Source organism: Salmonella sp. 32120201201600049SM, assembly GCF_017572835.1.
In the GTDB taxonomy this organism is placed as follows: Bacteria; Pseudomonadota; Gammaproteobacteria; order Enterobacterales; family Enterobacteriaceae; genus Salmonella; species Salmonella enterica.
In genome coordinates, this window is sequence record NZ_JAGESA010000001.1 from 546,314 (window position 1) to 562,352 (window position 16,039).

The 16,039-nt window shown below is 51.4% G+C and carries 12 protein-coding genes and 1 pseudogene; 6 read left to right on the top strand and 7 right to left on the bottom strand.

Going from position 1 to position 16,039, the window contains the following annotated elements; genetic code table 11:
• Nucleotides 1–184: 184 nt before the first annotated feature.
• From srfA to srfC, 3 genes are read left to right on the top strand one after another with little or no spacing between them, the layout of a single operon-like run.
• A complete protein-coding gene (srfA, locus tag J4650_RS02725; protein WP_023993279.1) occupies nt 185–1,510 on the top strand; it encodes a virulence-associated effector SrfA in 1,326 nt (441 codons plus the stop codon).
• A gap of 4 nt (nt 1,511–1,514) precedes the next feature.
• Nucleotides 1,515–4,496, top strand: a complete 2,982-nt coding sequence (locus J4650_RS02730) for a virulence factor SrfB (protein ID WP_023993280.1) — start codon at nt 1,515–1,517, stop codon at nt 4,494–4,496.
• The gene (gene srfC / locus J4650_RS02735; protein WP_023993281.1) at nt 4,493–6,637 is read left to right on the top strand and encodes a virulence-associated effector SrfC; all 2,145 of its coding nucleotides are present in this window, start codon (nt 4,493–4,495) and stop codon (nt 6,635–6,637) included. Before J4650_RS02730 ends, srfC begins: the two co-directional genes overlap by 4 nt.
• A gap of 44 nt (nt 6,638–6,681) precedes the next feature.
• Here srfC and J4650_RS02740 read toward each other — a convergent pair whose 3' ends face one another.
• On the bottom strand, nt 6,682–6,855 hold the full coding sequence (locus tag J4650_RS02740; protein WP_000171943.1) for a GhoT/OrtT family toxin: 174 nt from the start codon (nt 6,853–6,855) through the stop codon (nt 6,682–6,684).
• A 198-nt stretch (nt 6,856–7,053) separates the two neighbouring features.
• Between J4650_RS02740 and yncL the strand changes: the two genes are divergently transcribed.
• On the top strand, nt 7,054–7,149 hold the full coding sequence (gene yncL, locus J4650_RS02745) for a stress response membrane protein YncL (protein WP_001103198.1): 96 nt from the start codon (nt 7,054–7,056) through the stop codon (nt 7,147–7,149).
• Between the two features lie 104 nt (nt 7,150–7,253).
• Here yncL and patD read toward each other — a convergent pair whose 3' ends face one another.
• The 5 genes and pseudogenes from patD to J4650_RS02770 form a co-directional block, all read right to left on the bottom strand.
• Nucleotides 7,254–8,699 carry an aminobutyraldehyde dehydrogenase gene (gene patD, locus J4650_RS02750; protein ID WP_000158093.1) on the bottom strand — a complete coding sequence of 482 codons (1,446 nt, stop codon included), beginning with the start codon at nt 8,697–8,699 and terminating at the stop codon, nt 7,254–7,256.
• Between the two features lie 114 nt (nt 8,700–8,813).
• Nucleotides 8,814–10,238 carry a GntR family transcriptional regulator YdcR gene (ycdR, locus tag J4650_RS02755; RefSeq protein ID WP_000760688.1) on the bottom strand — a complete coding sequence of 475 codons (1,425 nt, stop codon included), beginning with the start codon at nt 10,236–10,238 and terminating at the stop codon, nt 8,814–8,816.
• Nucleotides 10,239–10,373: 135 nt separating this feature from the next.
• Nucleotides 10,374–11,144 carry a M15 family metallopeptidase gene (locus J4650_RS02760; RefSeq protein WP_023994282.1) on the bottom strand — a complete coding sequence of 257 codons (771 nt, stop codon included), beginning with the start codon at nt 11,142–11,144 and terminating at the stop codon, nt 10,374–10,376.
• A 258-nt stretch (nt 11,145–11,402) separates the two neighbouring features.
• The gene (locus J4650_RS02765) at nt 11,403–11,633 is read right to left on the bottom strand and encodes a hypothetical protein (RefSeq protein ID WP_031619381.1); all 231 of its coding nucleotides are present in this window, start codon (nt 11,631–11,633) and stop codon (nt 11,403–11,405) included.
• A gap of 32 nt (nt 11,634–11,665) precedes the next feature.
• Nucleotides 11,666–12,063: pseudogene (locus J4650_RS02770) on the bottom strand (D-alanyl-D-alanine dipeptidase).
• Nucleotides 12,064–12,600: 537 nt separating this feature from the next.
• Here J4650_RS02770 and sifB point away from each other — a divergent pair.
• Nucleotides 12,601–13,551: an SPI-2 type III secretion system effector SifB gene (sifB, locus tag J4650_RS02775; protein WP_001122931.1), complete on the top strand. Its 951-nt coding sequence runs from the start codon at nt 12,601–12,603 to the stop codon at nt 13,549–13,551.
• A 273-nt stretch (nt 13,552–13,824) separates the two neighbouring features.
• Nucleotides 13,825–14,055, top strand: a complete 231-nt coding sequence (locus J4650_RS02780; RefSeq protein WP_000956438.1) for a DUF2554 family protein — start codon at nt 13,825–13,827, stop codon at nt 14,053–14,055.
• Here J4650_RS02780 and J4650_RS02785 read toward each other — a convergent pair whose 3' ends face one another.
• The gene (locus tag J4650_RS02785) at nt 14,056–16,020 is read right to left on the bottom strand and encodes a U32 family peptidase (protein ID WP_001249753.1); all 1,965 of its coding nucleotides are present in this window, start codon (nt 16,018–16,020) and stop codon (nt 14,056–14,058) included.
• Nucleotides 16,021–16,039: the final 19 nt, after the last annotated feature.

The window sequence follows — 16,039 nt, forward strand, 5'->3', positions numbered from 1 at the left end:
CTATTATACGCGTTATTGTCGCCCGATGCGGTCATTCGCCGCCGCCACTCTGATTTAACTTACGTCAAGTGAAAACACGGGGCTTAATAGACCGAGAATTCGCGCCTTTTTGCCTTTCTTCCGCCGTTTGCTTGCGTATAGACCCCGTAAAGTAGACGCGTGAAGAAGTCTAAGGGATAACAACGTGGCAAAATCTCTCTTGCGCAGCGGCAATCTGGATGATTATCAGGCCGTGGGCGGCGGCGGTCAGGCCGTATTTGAATCAGCATTGCAAATTCGCGAAACGCTTCGTCTGCGTAAACAGCAGGCGATGGTTGACTGTCTGGCGATTCCGCAACTTAACGATAATGGCGATCGGGTTGACTGGTATTCGCCGATTGAAGGTCAGGCGATAGCGTGGAAAGCGGCTGACGAAGAGACACGTTCTCGGGCTTTACGTTATTTAGCCAGCACTTTTGAAAGCGCGGCTGCACTCAGTCGCAAAAGTCTGCAATCCGGTAAAACAGCGCTCCAGCTATTTGGTTCGCTACTTGAGAAGGCGACGCAATTTCCCGGCGAAAATCATGTTTTCCTGGTTAACGGCAAACCGGTTATCACCTTCTGGGGATTCGTTAATCTCAACGAAAATACACGCGATGATGTGCTGGACTGCCTGCGGATAACCGAGGCAATCCCTGACATCCCGCTGGTCGAGCCGGAGCCGGAACCCGAAGCAAAGCCGCTGGTAGAGGCGGCATTTAGTCAGGCGGATGAACCTTTGTTAACGTCTGTCATTGAGCCGCCGAAAATGCCGGAGGAACCTGTTGCGCCGCCCGTTATCGTTAGCGAGCCGAAGCCGGCCACACCCATCCCGGTTGCTGAGGCGAAAAGAGCTCGCCGTCTACCGCTGTGGAGCTTACCTGTCGCTGCCGTGGTTATCGCCGCCGTCGCCACGCCTTTTTTCTGGCCATCTTCATCCGTTGACGGGGCCTCTCCTGTTCGCGCCGCGCCTGTCGCTACCGCGAAAACTGACGTTACCCCATTGCCTGAACTCACCGCGCATTTGCCGCTGCATCGCGCTGAGGTGACGCCCGCCCCCAAAGCGGCGCCGCTGCCGGAAGCGCCTGTTATCATTGCCGCTATCCCCAAAGACGCGCTGGTGATGGACAGTACGCAGATGAAGCTTGGAACCACGCGCTTTTTAAACGGTAGCTGGCGGGTCAGCGTGGATGCCAAAGATCCGATTACCGGCAAGCCGCCCTCTCTGCGTTATCAGATCCAAAATAACAAAGGTATCGCGCGCGTAGTACATGGCGATAACGTGGTTTGTCGGGCGGAAATTTTCTCTGGTCTGCATCAAACGGGCGAGCTGATGATTAAAAGTCGCGGCAATGCGCGCTGCACCGACGGCTCACGTTATCCGATGCCGGAAATTACCTGTAAAGCAGGCGTCAATGACGTCGCAACCTGTACCGCCCGTTATGGCGACCACGCGGCAATTCCGTTGACGTTTAAAAAGATAGGTGCCTGATTTTATGTTGGTCAATCTGTGTGATTACAAACAGAGCGTCACGCTCATTGCAAACAGCGGCGTCCAGTTTCTTGATTTTGGCTTAACGCCGCAAGAGTCGGCCCACTACGGACGTTTTGTGCGCAAAACGGCAAACGGCCCGCTACTGCGCCTCGATTTTGATCTGACCAGCGGGCGCTACACGTTGCCTGGACGTGCTGGCGGCCAACCCGAAGTCGTGAAACCGGAAAGCACTCAGACGCTGCACTATTCTCTGGATGTACTCGACGGAATCTGGCTCCCCCTGCCGTTCCTGCGTTTTAATCCGCCGCGTACCTTTATTGACGGGCCGGATAACTGGGCGCGCATTCAGGTACGTAAACTCAGCGAGCCAGATAGCGCCGGAAACACACACCGCATCACCCTCGCCTTCGACAGTCAACTGGCAAAAAATATGCCTGCGGCGTTGGCGCCTTGCGAAAACGATCTGCTCAATGGCACACGTTTTGCGCTCGCCTGGCGCGATGAAGAAGTTGCCGATTTTCTTGACCAGACATGGATTGACGGCTGGCTGCGCGAGTCGTTTCTTCAGTATGCCTCACAGGTGGAAAACCGTTCGGAACAGGCCATACAACAAGCGCTGCGTAGCTTTGAGTATCAGGCGCACTGGTTGAATTTACTGACGCTGTTAGGCGAACAGCTTACGGTGCCGGAAGTAAAGTTTGTGACACATACGTTAAGCACGCCCGCAATCCCGGTCGATCTGATTCTGGATGTCGGCAATACGCATACCTGCGGCGTCTTGATCGAGGATCATGGCGATGCGAATGACGGGTTACGCCAGACGGCAGAGCTTCAGGTGCGTTCTTTAAGCGAGCCGCAGTATCTGAACGATCCTTTATTTACCAGCCGGGTAGAATTCTCAGAAGCGCGCTTTGGCAAGCAACACTTTTCTGTCGAAAGCGGACGAGACGACGCCTTTGTCTGGCCTTCCATTGTGCGTGTGGGCGACGAGGCTCGCGCCCTTGCTATGCAGCGTGTGGGCACCGAAGGCAGCAGCGGCATCTCCAGCCCGCGCCGCTACCTGTGGGATGAAACCCCCGCCTTGCAGGACTGGCGTTTTAGCCAGATCCACGGTAAAACGCAGCGCGAACCGCTTGCCACCGCGTTTCCGCTGATGAATCTGATGAACGACGACGGACAGCCGTTATTCCGCCTGCCGCATGAAGAAAGGCTACCGGTTTTTTCGCCGCAATACAGCCGTAGCACCTTGATGACGCATATGTTGTGCGAAATTCTGGCTCAGGCGCTAGGGCAAATTAACAGCGTCGCCACCCGGCTGCGGCTCGGCTTTCCCGCCTCGCCGCGCCAGCTACGTACCCTGATTTTAACGCTGCCTTCCGCCATGCCGAAACAGGAGCGAGAAATTTTCCGCCAGCGAATGTTTGAAGCGCTGGCGCTGGTCTGGAAAGCCATGGGCTGGCATCCGCAGGATGAGGATTTCACCACGCCTAAGCAGCGTGAAAAAAGCGTGGTGCCGGTACCAGAAATACAGATGGAATGGGACGAAGCAAGTTGCGGCCAACTGGTATGGCTTTATAACGAAGCCATTTCGCATTACGCCGGGCGTACCGAATCCTTTTTTAATGCACTCGCCAGACCGGATCGCCAGCCTGAACCCGGCGTCGTCCCCGGACGCGCGTTGCGCGTGGCATCGATTGATATCGGCGGCGGCACGACGGATATGGCGATCGTTCACTATCAGTTAGATGACGGCGTGAGGGCCAATGTAAAAATTACGCCTCACCTCCTGTTTCGCGAAGGTTTTAAAGTCGCCGGGGACGATCTGCTATTGGATATCATTCAGCGTTGCGTACTCCCTTCCCTGCAAACGGCGTTGCAACGGGCAGGCGTTACGGATGCCGCCGCCCTGCTGGCGACCTTATTTGGCGATTCGGGACGAATTGATACTCAGGCCATTTTGCGCCAGCAAACGGCGCTGCAATTATTTATGCCGCTGGGCCATGCGGTACTTTCCGCCTGGGAGCAAAGCGACATTAACGATCCGTTTGCTGGTTTACATGCAACATTTGGCGATCTGCTGATCCGCCGCCCAACGAGCAACGTGATGAACTATATCCAGCAGGCGATCGATCATGCCTTACCGTCTGGTTCGCCGATATTTGATATATTCAATGTGCCGTTGCAAATCCAGTTTAGCCAGCTTCAGGAGGCTCTGCTGGCCGGTCAGTTTACGTTGACAACGCCGCTTCATGCGGTCTGCGAAGCGATCTCCCACTATCACTGCGATATCTTGCTGGTGACGGGGAGACCGACCTGTTTACCCGGCGTACAGGCGCTCATCCGGCACTTACAACCGGTGCCGGTTAATCGCATTGTGTGGATGGATAAGTATCAGGTACATGAATGGTATCCCTTCAGTCAGCAAGGGCGTATCGGCAATCCAAAATCCACTGCCGCGGTGGGCGCGATGTTATGCAGCCTGGCGCTGGACTTACGTCTGCCGCGTTTCAATTTTAAAGCGGCTGATATCGGCGCGTATTCGACTGTACGTTATCTCGGCGTACTGGATAATACCGTTAATACCCTTCGCGATGAAAATATCTGGTATCACGAAATCGATTTGGATAAACCCGGCGCAACGCTGGACGCTCGCCTGCATTTTCCGCTACGCGGCAACGTGACGTTGGGCTTTCGTCAACTGGCGAACAGTCGCTGGCCTGCGACCCCACTCTATTGCCTGAGCATTAATTCCGCCGAACTGGCGAAAACCATCGCTGGCGACGGCGTACTGAATGTCCGACTGAAATTACGCGGCAGTAGCAAAGATAGCGCCCCGGAATCGTTCATATTAAGTGATGCCTGGCTCCAGGACGGGACGCCGGTCGCCGCCGATGCGCTGACATTAAAATTGAATACGCTGGCTGACCGCCGCCACAGCGGCAGCCACTACTGGATAGATAGCGGGAGTGTATACCTGAAATGACAAAACCGTTAAACGCCACCCAGGCTGTTATCGAGTGGGTTAACAACACGCGCCGTTACGCAACGCGGCTGGATGACGAAGCCGACGCTCTGCTGGCGCAACTTACGCTTGCCGCGGCGGATGAGTCAGCGCTCAACGCCGCCTGCGCATCACATGGCTGCGTCGGTCTGTACGGGTATGCGCAATCCGCAAAAGCGCATCTGTTAACGACGCTATGCGGTAACGAGAATGGCAAGCTGGAAATTATCACGCCGGACCGTGACTATGATTATTTCAGCCACATCAACCCGGGTCATGCGCCAGCGAATATGGCTATTCGCTTTACGCGCGACATTTTTTCAAACGAGAGCGGCTGGCCGTTGCGCCTGCGCTTGATCAGTGAAGCCGAACTGGTGCAGATCTTTATTGCCTGGACCAGCTCGTCCCCCGTTTGTCGCCAGGTCGAAAAATCCATTATCACATCACGCCTGGAGAAATGGCAATCGCTTCGCCAACCGCAGCCCGTCCCCGGCGTTACCGCTGAAGAGGTAGCGACCATCGCGAGTTTCTGGCGCTCTTGTCTTCCATCCGCCAGACAACATATTGATGATGCGACATGGCAACACTTTGCCTCGCTCTTGCCTGCGCTGGATCTCACGACACGGGCGCACGCCTGGGCATTACTGTGGGGAGAGCAGCCGGAGATCACCCAGCAATGGCTGGCGCTGGCGCATATGTTGCAACAAACCGGCCATGCCGGGGAACTGGCGGCGCCGCTCAGCCTGCTGGTCGATCATTTTGGCTTACCGGCGGAAAACTTCCTGACGCAAATGGCGCTAACCGCCAGCGATACGCAAAGCGATGTGGTGGTGCATCCGGTTAAGGAAGGCCGACTGCTCAATGCGGTCAGCCTTTCGCTTGATTCTCTGGCGCTGCTTACCCGCGAACTGGTGCTAACCGTTGAAAATAGCGTACTGGATAACGTTGATTTACTGGATATTCCGGTCGCGCCAGACAGTCATCCTCATCCGTTATGGCGGGCGAAATTAGGCTGGATGCTGGCCCATTACCGTCAGCAGATACAGCCCGATGTTCTGGTGATTTGCAATGCTCTGGCATCTCGCTCGCAAACGTCCACTGCCGCCCGTCACTTACTGGAGTGGGTTAACGCCACGCAGCCGCAGCATGAATCAGCGTTACCCGGCGTCGTCTGGGCTATTACTCCACAGGATGCCCGTTTTGCCACCCAGCAAAATCTGGATGAGGCCGTCCAGCAGTTGATGGGTAAACCTGGCGTGCATTGGGGAACGTTGCAGGCGCTGGATAAACACAGTATGCAGCGTTTGGTGGAGTGGTTATCGCAGGCGACATCGGCACCACAGCGACAGGCGCGCTTACAGGCGTTACGCGAACAACTGCGAGGCCGCGTGCGCGATCTGTTACCGATGTTTGATGACGCCCGGCTACCGGTTGAAACCGTGATCCGGCGTCTTCAGGCCCAGGCCGCCAGACATGGCGACCTGCTGGCCGGGCTGTTACCGCCGGTACAGAATTTCGAAGCGTTGCTGCGCACCCGACAGTCGCGAGAAGAACAGGTCAGCGGTTTATTTAATGACGCGATCGATCTCTTTGCCGACGAACCAACGCGCGCTTCAGCGTCAGAAGGTCATGAAACAGGCTATCAGGCGCACAAAATGTGGATCAATCATCTGCGCCAGTGGGCCCACTGCCGGGATAATGCGCAGCGTCTGGGACTGGAACCGCAGATGCTCAACGCCGTGGCGGAGATTTTAATTACCGCCAGCTATCGCCTCGGTTTACCTCAGCAGTTACAGAAAACCATGCAGCGCGAGGAGGTTAGCGGCGCGCAGCTTCATGCCATCATTGGTAACTTCATCGCCTGGCTCGGCTACGCCAATATCGAGGAAGCCCAACGCCCGGCCAGCCGCGTTCAGAAAGGCGCAGCCATTTTCGCCGCAACACCGCGTTCGACAATGTTGCGTCTAACAAAGCTTGACGAACAGCCCGTTCACGCCGCCAGCCGCTATGTCTATGACTGGCTTGTTGCGCTGTATACCCTGGCCAATGAGAACGCAGGATATCGGCATCCGCAGGACGTTACCAACGTAGACAGAGCGCAATTAATTGCCCTGATAGCCTGACCTGGCGGAAAAACCATGCCCGGTAACCTGTATCGGGCTTGAGGTCAGAAAAGCGAAAACAGCAATGCGACGGGGAAACTTATCGGCCATGTCGCGCCAACCAAAAAGGCGCTCAGGAAACGAATTCGTTTTTTGTCATGAGTCAAAAACCAGGTGATCAGGGATGATATCACCGCCATGACGGCGTAAAAAATTAATATCTTTTGAAAGAGGGTCATATCAGGCATCCGCGCCAACCAGAGGAAAAAACGCGCGCAATATGCTCTTTTTATTTGACACACATCAAGGTTTATCAGCCTTAACAGCAAAACGTTCTCAATGCACGGCTCCGCTCACAGAATATCCTGTTTACGTATTATTGCGGATCTCGCCAACCCGTACTATACCCATAGGGGTTATGATGAAAGGTGGCGAAAATGAATGTTTCCAGTAAAACCGTCGTGCTGATTAATGTCTTTGCTGCTGCAGGACTTTTGGGTCTGATCTCGTTGAGATTCGGCTGGTTTGCTTGAGGTGTTCAACCTTTGAGTACTTGCTGCGCATGTTGGCGGGGAGGTCCCCCTCTCCGCCGACACCCGCCTATTTTTTCACGATTTTTCTGAACAGTAAATGATCCTTAATGCTTAACCATGATGTGGCGGACAAGGGTGTAGTCTTCCAGACCATACAATGACATATCTTTGCCGTATCCCGACTGTTTTTGCCCTCCATGCGGCATCTCGCTAACCAACATGAAATGGGTATTAATCCAGGTACAGCCATACTGCAATCTGGCGCTAAGCCGGTGCGCCCGCCCAACGTCCTGAGTCCAGACGGAGGATGCCAGACCATAGCGAGAATCGTTGGCCCACCTCAGAACCTGATCTTCATCATCAAAGACGGTTATACTGACCACCGGGCCGAAGACCTCGCGTTGCACGATGGCATCTTCCTGTTTTGCGTCTGCCAGCAACGTCGGAGCGAAATAGTAACCTTTACCTTCCGTTTGACTTCCGCCAGTAATCACTCGGATATGGCTGAGGGCCTTCGCCTCCTCTACTGCCGCTGTGACGCGCTTCAGGTGCGCCAGCGAACTTAACGGCCCCAGCTCTGTCGACTCATCCTCCGGCGCGCCCATTTTCAGGCTGCTCACCGCGTTCCCTAGCTTTTCGACCAGCGCATCATAGATACCGCGCTGCGCGTATATACGACACGCCGCAGTACAATCCTGTCCGGCATTATAGAAACCAAAAGTCCGGACGCCTTGCGCCACCGCATCCAGATCGGCGTCATCAAAAACAATCACCGGGGCTTTACCACCGAGTTCCATATGCGTACGTTTTATCGCTGGCGCAGTATGGCGCAGAATATGTTCCCCGGTCGCGATAGAACCGGTTAAAGAGACCATGCGTACTTTTTCATGGCCGGTCAATACATCGCCAACAGTTTGCCCTCGTCCGAACAGGACATTGAGCACCCCCGGCGGAAAGATATCCTTCGCCAGAGCGGCAAGTTTAAGCGCCGTCAGCGGCGTGATTTCAGAAGGCTTAATCACCACGCAGTTACCTGCCGCCAGCGCTGGCGCCAGCTTCCAGGCCGCCATCATGAGCGGATAATTCCACGGCGCGATAGAGGCAACCACGCCAATCGGGTCCCGGCGGATCATCGACGTATGTCCTTCCAGATATTCGCCCGCCGCCAGCCCACTCAAACAACGGGCCGCGCCGGCAAAAAAGCGAAAGACATCCACGATTGCCGGAATTTCATCATTAATTACGCAGTGCAAAGGCTTACCGCAGTTTTGCGATTCAAGCCGGGCGAACTCAAGGGCGTTTTGCTCGATGCTGTCCGCCAGTTTTAACAGACATTCCGCCCGTGCTTTGGGTGTGGTCTGCCCCCATTCGGCAAACGCGCTATCGGCGGCCAGCACTGCGGCGTCAACCTGCGCGGGCGACGCTTCCGCAATCTCAAGTATGACCTCGCCTGTCGCCGGGTTATAAACAGACTGCCTTTCTCCCTCGCCGTCCACCAGCACGCCATTAATCAGTAATTGATATTGCATAGCATTTTCCCATATCGTCATTAATCGATTTCCGGCGAACGGGCCGCCGCTTTCCTAAAAATAGACGGCGCGCCAGATGCTCACCCGGCACACTCGGGAAATTTAGTCAGGTTGTGAGCTGACACGCATTCCACCTCACACAAGGCTTTTAGCGCTCAGCATCTCGCGAATCAGGCTGCCAAGCTGTTTTACGGCCTGTTCTTCCCGTTCTCCCCAATGCCATGCGGTGTTAAAACGAAAGAAACGCGTCCAGGCGCCGGACGTTGAAAACATTTTCCCCGGCGCGATACTGATAAGGTGTTCAAGCGCTTTGGCGCTAAGTTCACCGGCATCAAGCTGCTCAGGTAGCTCCAGCCAAAGAAAATAACCGCTATCGTTGTGGTGAATTTTTACTTCCGCCGGGAGATGACGCAAAAGGGTTTGCCAGGCTTGCTGTTTACGTTCGGCAAGCTGCCTTCGCAATCGGCGCAGATGCGCGTCATATCGACGTGTCGAGAGATAATCCACTAACGCCAATTGCATGGGGGAACTGGTGGATAATGTGCTCATTAACTGCAAACGCTGAATTTGTCTGGCATGGCTTCCTCCCGCAACCCAGCCAATGCGAAAACCGGGAACCAGACATTTGGAAAAAGACGAACAATGCAACACGGTATCGTCGCGATCCCATGCTTTGGCGGGCAGAGGTTTCTCGCGGCCAAAGTAGAGTTCGCTATAAACATCGTCTTCAATTAGCATCACGTTATGATGCGTGAGTAACGCAACCAGCCGCGCTTTTTTCTCAGCACTCAGCGTGAACCCTAACGGATTCTGGCTGTTGGTCATTAACCAGCACGCTTTCACCGGATATTCCTGTAACGCCTGTTCCAGCGCCATAAGATCGATGCCTTCTTTAACATCGGTGGGTATCGACAACGCTTTCAGGCGCAATCGCTCCAGGGCCTGTAGCGCACCGTAGAAACAGGGGTTCTCCACCACCACCCAGTCTCCCGGCGCCGTCACCGCCTGTAAACTAAGATTCAACGCTTCCAGCGCGCCGGCGGTAATGACAATCTCGTCAGGAGAAACGGTAATCCCCTGCTGCGCGTAACGGCGTGCTATCGCATAGCGCAATTCTGCATTACCTGGCGGCAAGTTTTCGATGACGCTCATTGCCGTCGCGGTTTTACTGACCTGCGCCAGCGAGCGGTTCAATTGCGGCAAGGGAAACAGACGCGGATCGGGAAACGCTGAAGCAAAAGGCACCACTGAGGTATCACGGCTGGCCTGCAGCATCTCAAAAATATAGGTATTGATATCTACGGCTTCATCCCGAATAACGTGCGCTGCCGTCGCGACTGACCGACAAACCGGATGCGGCGCGACATAATAACCGGATTGCGGACGAGCGATAATCCGTCCCTGACTTTCCAGCAACTGGTACGCATGACCGACAGTCATAAAACTCATGCCGCTACTGGCGACCTGCTCCCTCAGCGAGGGTAATCGATCGCCGGGTTGCCAAACGCCAGAGGCGATTTGTTCTCTAATTTGCTCCGCCAGACGTTGATATTTTTTCATTATTCGTTCTCATTGAGCGCTGCTTGCAGGTGGCAACCGCAGTGTATATCAGTTGTTAAAATTAACAACGATTTGCTAACTGTTATGGTGCTTTCCAACAGGCGTAATGATTAGATTTCGCAACAAAACGCCGTTTCAGGGTCTCTGCTTAACGGGAAAGTCAAACCAGGTGTTCGGGTATGGTTCATGAGTAAGGGAGAAGTGCCACCATTCAGTATCCAGTGGCGTAAAGCCCGCATCACGCATCAATGTTTGTAATAACAACCTATTTGCGCGTTGCTGAGCGGTAAGCATGACATTATCGGGATGGGATAACGGACTAAAACAGTCAAAGCCGGTACCAAAATCCAGACTATTATCTGGCGAGCGTTGCGCCGCGGGCGCAGTACAATTCACCAGTGGTCGTCCGGGATGGTATATCGGTATTTTACTGTCAAGTGGAACAATCGTTAGATCAAGCGTACTTCCCCGACTGTGGCCGGATCTGGCGGCAAGATAACCTTCCTCAAACAGACGCTTTTTCTCTACCTGCGGATAAAATTCGTTTTTCATTTGGTTTTGAGAAGGATCTTTGGCCCACGCGATAAAGTCGTTCACTGCGCTTTGCGGACGGTAGCAATCATATATTTTTAAGGTAAGTCCGAAGGGGCGTAAACGATCGGCGACCTGCTTCACTGCGTTTGCGGCTGGTCGTGTTAACAGGCAAACAGGCGCGTTATAGCCTTTAATGGGGCGACCAATAAAGTTATGGGAACTGAAGTATCGCACGTCTACCTGTACGTCGGGGGCGACCGTAGTAATATCGACAAAGTCTTTTGGCTGGTGGAGATCAATATGGTTTTCAGCTGACATTGCCTGAACGGACAACAGGCTGAACAGGAGGAAAGAAGATACGCATTTTACCATATGTTACACCTCGCGAGAGTCACAGGGGTGATTATGTATTTGAGCAGGTAAAGATTAGCGGACACCGCTTAAACAGATGGTTAAAATAAACATCATTCCCCCTGTAATCTGTGCCTTATCACAAACGGAGAGGTTATATTTTGCTTATACGACCATTACGCTGCCTGTTCTATACCCAAAATAATTCGAGTTGCGTAAAGGCGGCAAGGGAGTGAGTCCCAGGAGCACAGATAACGATGTGTTTTCACAAAGGCGAGTCTACCTGACCAGAAAGGTCATTTGATAATCAATAGTACAGTTGTTGTCGCCTTCCATAACTAAATAACATTGTTTCGCCAAAGATAAGACCACTATATAGTCAGGAAGGCAATTAGTGAGGAACACGTCGATTGTCGGCGATAATGCACTGAAATTACGATTCACTGCAGTTGTGCAAACACATAGAATCCCCCTCGAACCGAGATAATTCGGTCTGCTGGTCATAGCCATTATTCAGTAAGACCGCAGGTTGCAGCGGCGGATCACGGGCGTGAAGAAAAATCCTGTGCCCCAAATTTTTTGGACAAGCGCTGAACCTGCCGTATACTTTTACTTAACGTACACTCCGCCATAAAAATAAACCCTGCGATGATACCGTAATGCCACAGGCATAACTTAAGGATATGCCATAAATCAAGCGAAGCATGATTTAACTTCTCAGTAATTGCGATAGTCTGTACAAATATTATGGGATGAAATAATAAGACGCCTAACAAAAATATCCCTGCCACGATCATGGCAAGTAACTGGAAAAAGCCCATCCGATAACGAAACGGTAAAGTAACAGCAATAATAGCCGTCCACATTTTCTTAGCCATTCTGACTGCAAAATGCCCCAGGATGCTGTCTTTTCGTGAATTTCACCATCTGATTTCTTCATTTTGAGCCTCCTCGCAGGTTTTTATAATTTTATCACCTAACTGGAAATAAACCCGTCAGCTAATCGTTACAACAAATATAATTAAGACAAAAACTAAAGAGTAAAGGCATTTATATCATAAGTACTATCAGCATAGGCCTCCTGCCCTGCAGCCAAATATCTCATTGTTGTTAGCCTAATAATACTTTCAGTTTAACTTCTTATAAGACAATTTGTACACGGTTGAGCAACAATTTACTTTCTCTAAAAATAATATAGTGCGTAATTAATCATTACTCATAGTACATGATGATGTGAGAATTAAGAAAACCGTTTTACTTTCATTCGTTTTATCTGACATATTTCATGGCCAGGAGGCGTGGGCATGACTAAAGCTACGGGTCGATTTGAACAATTGAACAATAATGTTGACGGTTCAGGACAAAGCAAAAATCAGGTGTTTCACCGATAGGCAAACCGATGGGCAACATGGGATAATATTTCGAATACCACCTATTCCAGTAATGAAGTATCATATAATCACTTGTGGTCTACATTATGCCAATTACTATCGGGAGAGGATTTTTAAAGAGTGAGATGTTTTCTCAAAGTGCCATCTCTCAACGCTCCTTCTTTACGTTACTATGGGAAAAGATTAAAGATTTTTTCTGTAGCACGCGAAGATCCGCTGCCGATCAATATATAAAGGAATTATGTGATGTTGCCTCTCCGCCTGACGCGCAACGTTTATTTGATTTATTTTGTGCGTTATATGAATTATCATCACCGTCATGCAGAGGAAATTTCCATTTTCAGCACTATAAAGATGCTGAGTGTCAGTATACAAATCTCTGTATTAAAGATGGCGAAGATATTCCGTTATGCATTATGATACGTCAGGATCACTACTATTATGAGATAATGAATAGAACAGTGCTCTGTGTTGATACTCAGTCTGCCCACCTGAAAAGATATTCTGATATTAATATAAAAGCTAGCACTTATGTTTGTGAACCGCTATGTTGCTTGTTCCCTGAGCGGTTACAACTCTCGCTATCCGGCGGTATAACATTTCCCGTTGACCTAAAAAATATAGAAGAGACGCTTATCGCCATGGCAGAAAAGGGTAATTTATGTGACTGGAAGGAACAGGAAAGAAAAGCCGCCATCTCCTCCAGGATTAATCTGGGCATCGCCCAGGCAGGTGTAACAGCTATTGACGACGCTATCAAAAACAAAATAGCCGCAAAGGTTATTGAGAATACTAACTTAAAGAATGCAGCGTTTGAACCAAATTATGCACAAAGCTCAGTTACTCAAATTGTTTATTCATGTTTGTTTAAGAATGAGATACTAATGAATATGCTGGAAGAAAGTTCCTCTCATGGCCTGCTATGTTTAAACGAGCTTACTGAATATGTAGCGCTACAAGTTCATAACAGCCTTTTTTCTGAAGATTTATCTTCACTCGTTGAAACAACAAAAAATGAGGCACATCACCAGAGTTGATCACACCATAAATAGTATGAATTTACAATCCCCTGGCAATACCAAAACCATCTAATACAATAACTTTAAATATATACTCCCAGGGAATAATGGATTTACTATGGAACGAATTGGCTCGTTATTTTTATAATTGACATACTGAGTATAAGTATATTTTCTCATACAACTTATCGCACTTATTGACAAACCGTTTTCGCTAATTTGAAGTGTGGAATAATAACTCAAAGAAATTATTGGCATCATAGCCTCACGACGTAACTGGAAGGTGGCATGATGCTTACAAAAACGTTATCAGTAGTTTTACTGACCTGTGCGCTGTTTTCAGGCCAGTTACTGGCGAAACAGCAAGACCACGCGTTCGTATGGTTTGCGACGGGAGGGCACCAGCTTAGACACGAAGCCGACAGCGATGAATTACGGGCGGCAGCGGAAGAATCCGCGGAAGGCTTGCGCGAGCACCACAACTGGCAGAAATCGCGCAAACCAGAAAGCTATTTTCGTTAATTAAACGCCCCTGCGCTTCGGCAGCGTTTTCATCAGCGCTTCAGGGCTCACTGAAGCGACAACGCTGCCGGGCTGGGGCATTTTTAAGATGTGGTTTTTAATTTTGCCAATGACATGCATTTCGCAAGGGCGGCAGTCGAATTTTAGCGTCAGTACCTCATCGCCATGCACCAACTGCATCGGCGTGGCTTTCCAGCTCTTAATATTTCCTTTCGCCTGCTTTGGACAAAGGTTGAACGCAAAACGCAGGCAGTGTTTGGTGATCATGACCGGTACCTCGCCCTTCTCCTGATGCGCCTCATAGGCCGCATCAATCAATTGTACGCCGTAACGGTGATAAAATTCCCGCGCTTTGTGGTTGTAGACATTAGCGAGAAAACTGAGATGCGTTTGCGGGTAGACCGGCGCAGGCTGCGCCACGGGTTTCCGACGACCTCGTTGATAATGGGCCAGCCGCGCCGCGTCAAGCATATCAATCGCCTCCCGACGGAACTGATTGAGCAGGCTATTTGGCACGAACAACGCCGCCGGTAATGTCACCTGCATATCACGCGCGTAGTAAGGCGTCTGTCCCAGCTTCGCCAGTCCGGCTTTTAGGTTATTCAACGCTTTTTCAGAGTTGTTGGCTTCCTCAAATACCCCGTCAAGCGTATGCGTGATGCAGACACCGTCTTCACTGGTCAGCGTCAGAATAAGCTGTTCCTGCCAGCCGCCCAGCATGATATCAACCGCCACACGGCGCTCACTGGAGGTTTTTGTCAGCGCTTGCTGCCAGTTATGATCCAGATTACGATTCAACGGATGATGCGGACGGACTTTATGCAGGTCGGCAGGCATATCATTTGGCCAAACGCGGTAGCGGTTATGACCGGTTTTCTCCACCGTATTGGCGCGAAAACCTACCACTTCACGCTTAATCAACACGTTCAGACCATCGCCATTCGCCAACGGCTCCGTAGCTTCTACGTCGAGATAATCCTTCGCCACATTCAGCACCTCACCTACCGGCAAGCCAATAAATTTTGGTGAATCAAATGCGCCAATATCACCTTTACGCGCGTTAACAAAATAGTCGGTGCTGCCGCGATGGAAGGTTTTCTCCGTGGAGGGAACAAAAAAGTGTTCGGTCCGACCAACCGACGCACGCGCCAGATCGCCACGTTGCTCGATAATCGCGTCCAGCATCTGACGATAATGCGCGGTGATGTTTTTGACATAGCTCATGTCTTTATAGCGCCCTTCAATCTTGAAGGAACGTACGCCTGCATCGATCAACGCGCCGAGGTTAGCCGTTTGGTCGTTATCTTTCATCGATAGCAAATGTTTTTCATAAGAGACCACCCGCCCCTGATCGTCTTTTAACGTATACGGTAAGCGACAGGCTTGCGAACAGTCGCCCCGATTGGCGCTGCGCCCGGTTTGCGCATGAGAGATATAACACTGCCCAGAATAAGCGACACACAGCGCGCCATGAATGAAGAACTCAATCGTGGCGTCAGTAGCCTGATGAATAGCCGCTATCTGACTCAAATTAAGCTCGCGCGCCAGTACAATCTGTGAAAAACCGACATCGGCAAGAAACTTCGCTTTTTCCACGCTGCGAATATCACACTGTGTACTGGCGTGAAGCTCAATCGGCGGGATATCCAGTTCCAGAATGCCCATATCCTGCACAATCAGCGCATCCACCCCGGTGTTGTACAAATCGGTGATTAACCGCTGCGCGGGCTCCAGCTCATCATCATGCAGGATAGTATTCAGCGTGACAAAAATCCTGGCGCCATAACGGTGAGCAAACGGAACCAGATCGGCGATATCGCGCAGACTGTTACTGGCGTTATGACGTGCGCCAAAACCGGGTCCGCCGATGTAGACGGCATCTGCGCCATGCAAAATCGCTTCGCGAGCAATTGCGGCGTCACGGGCCGGACTTAATAATTCGAGATAGTGAGGTTGCTGACGCATACAGTCTTTCTTATCCAAT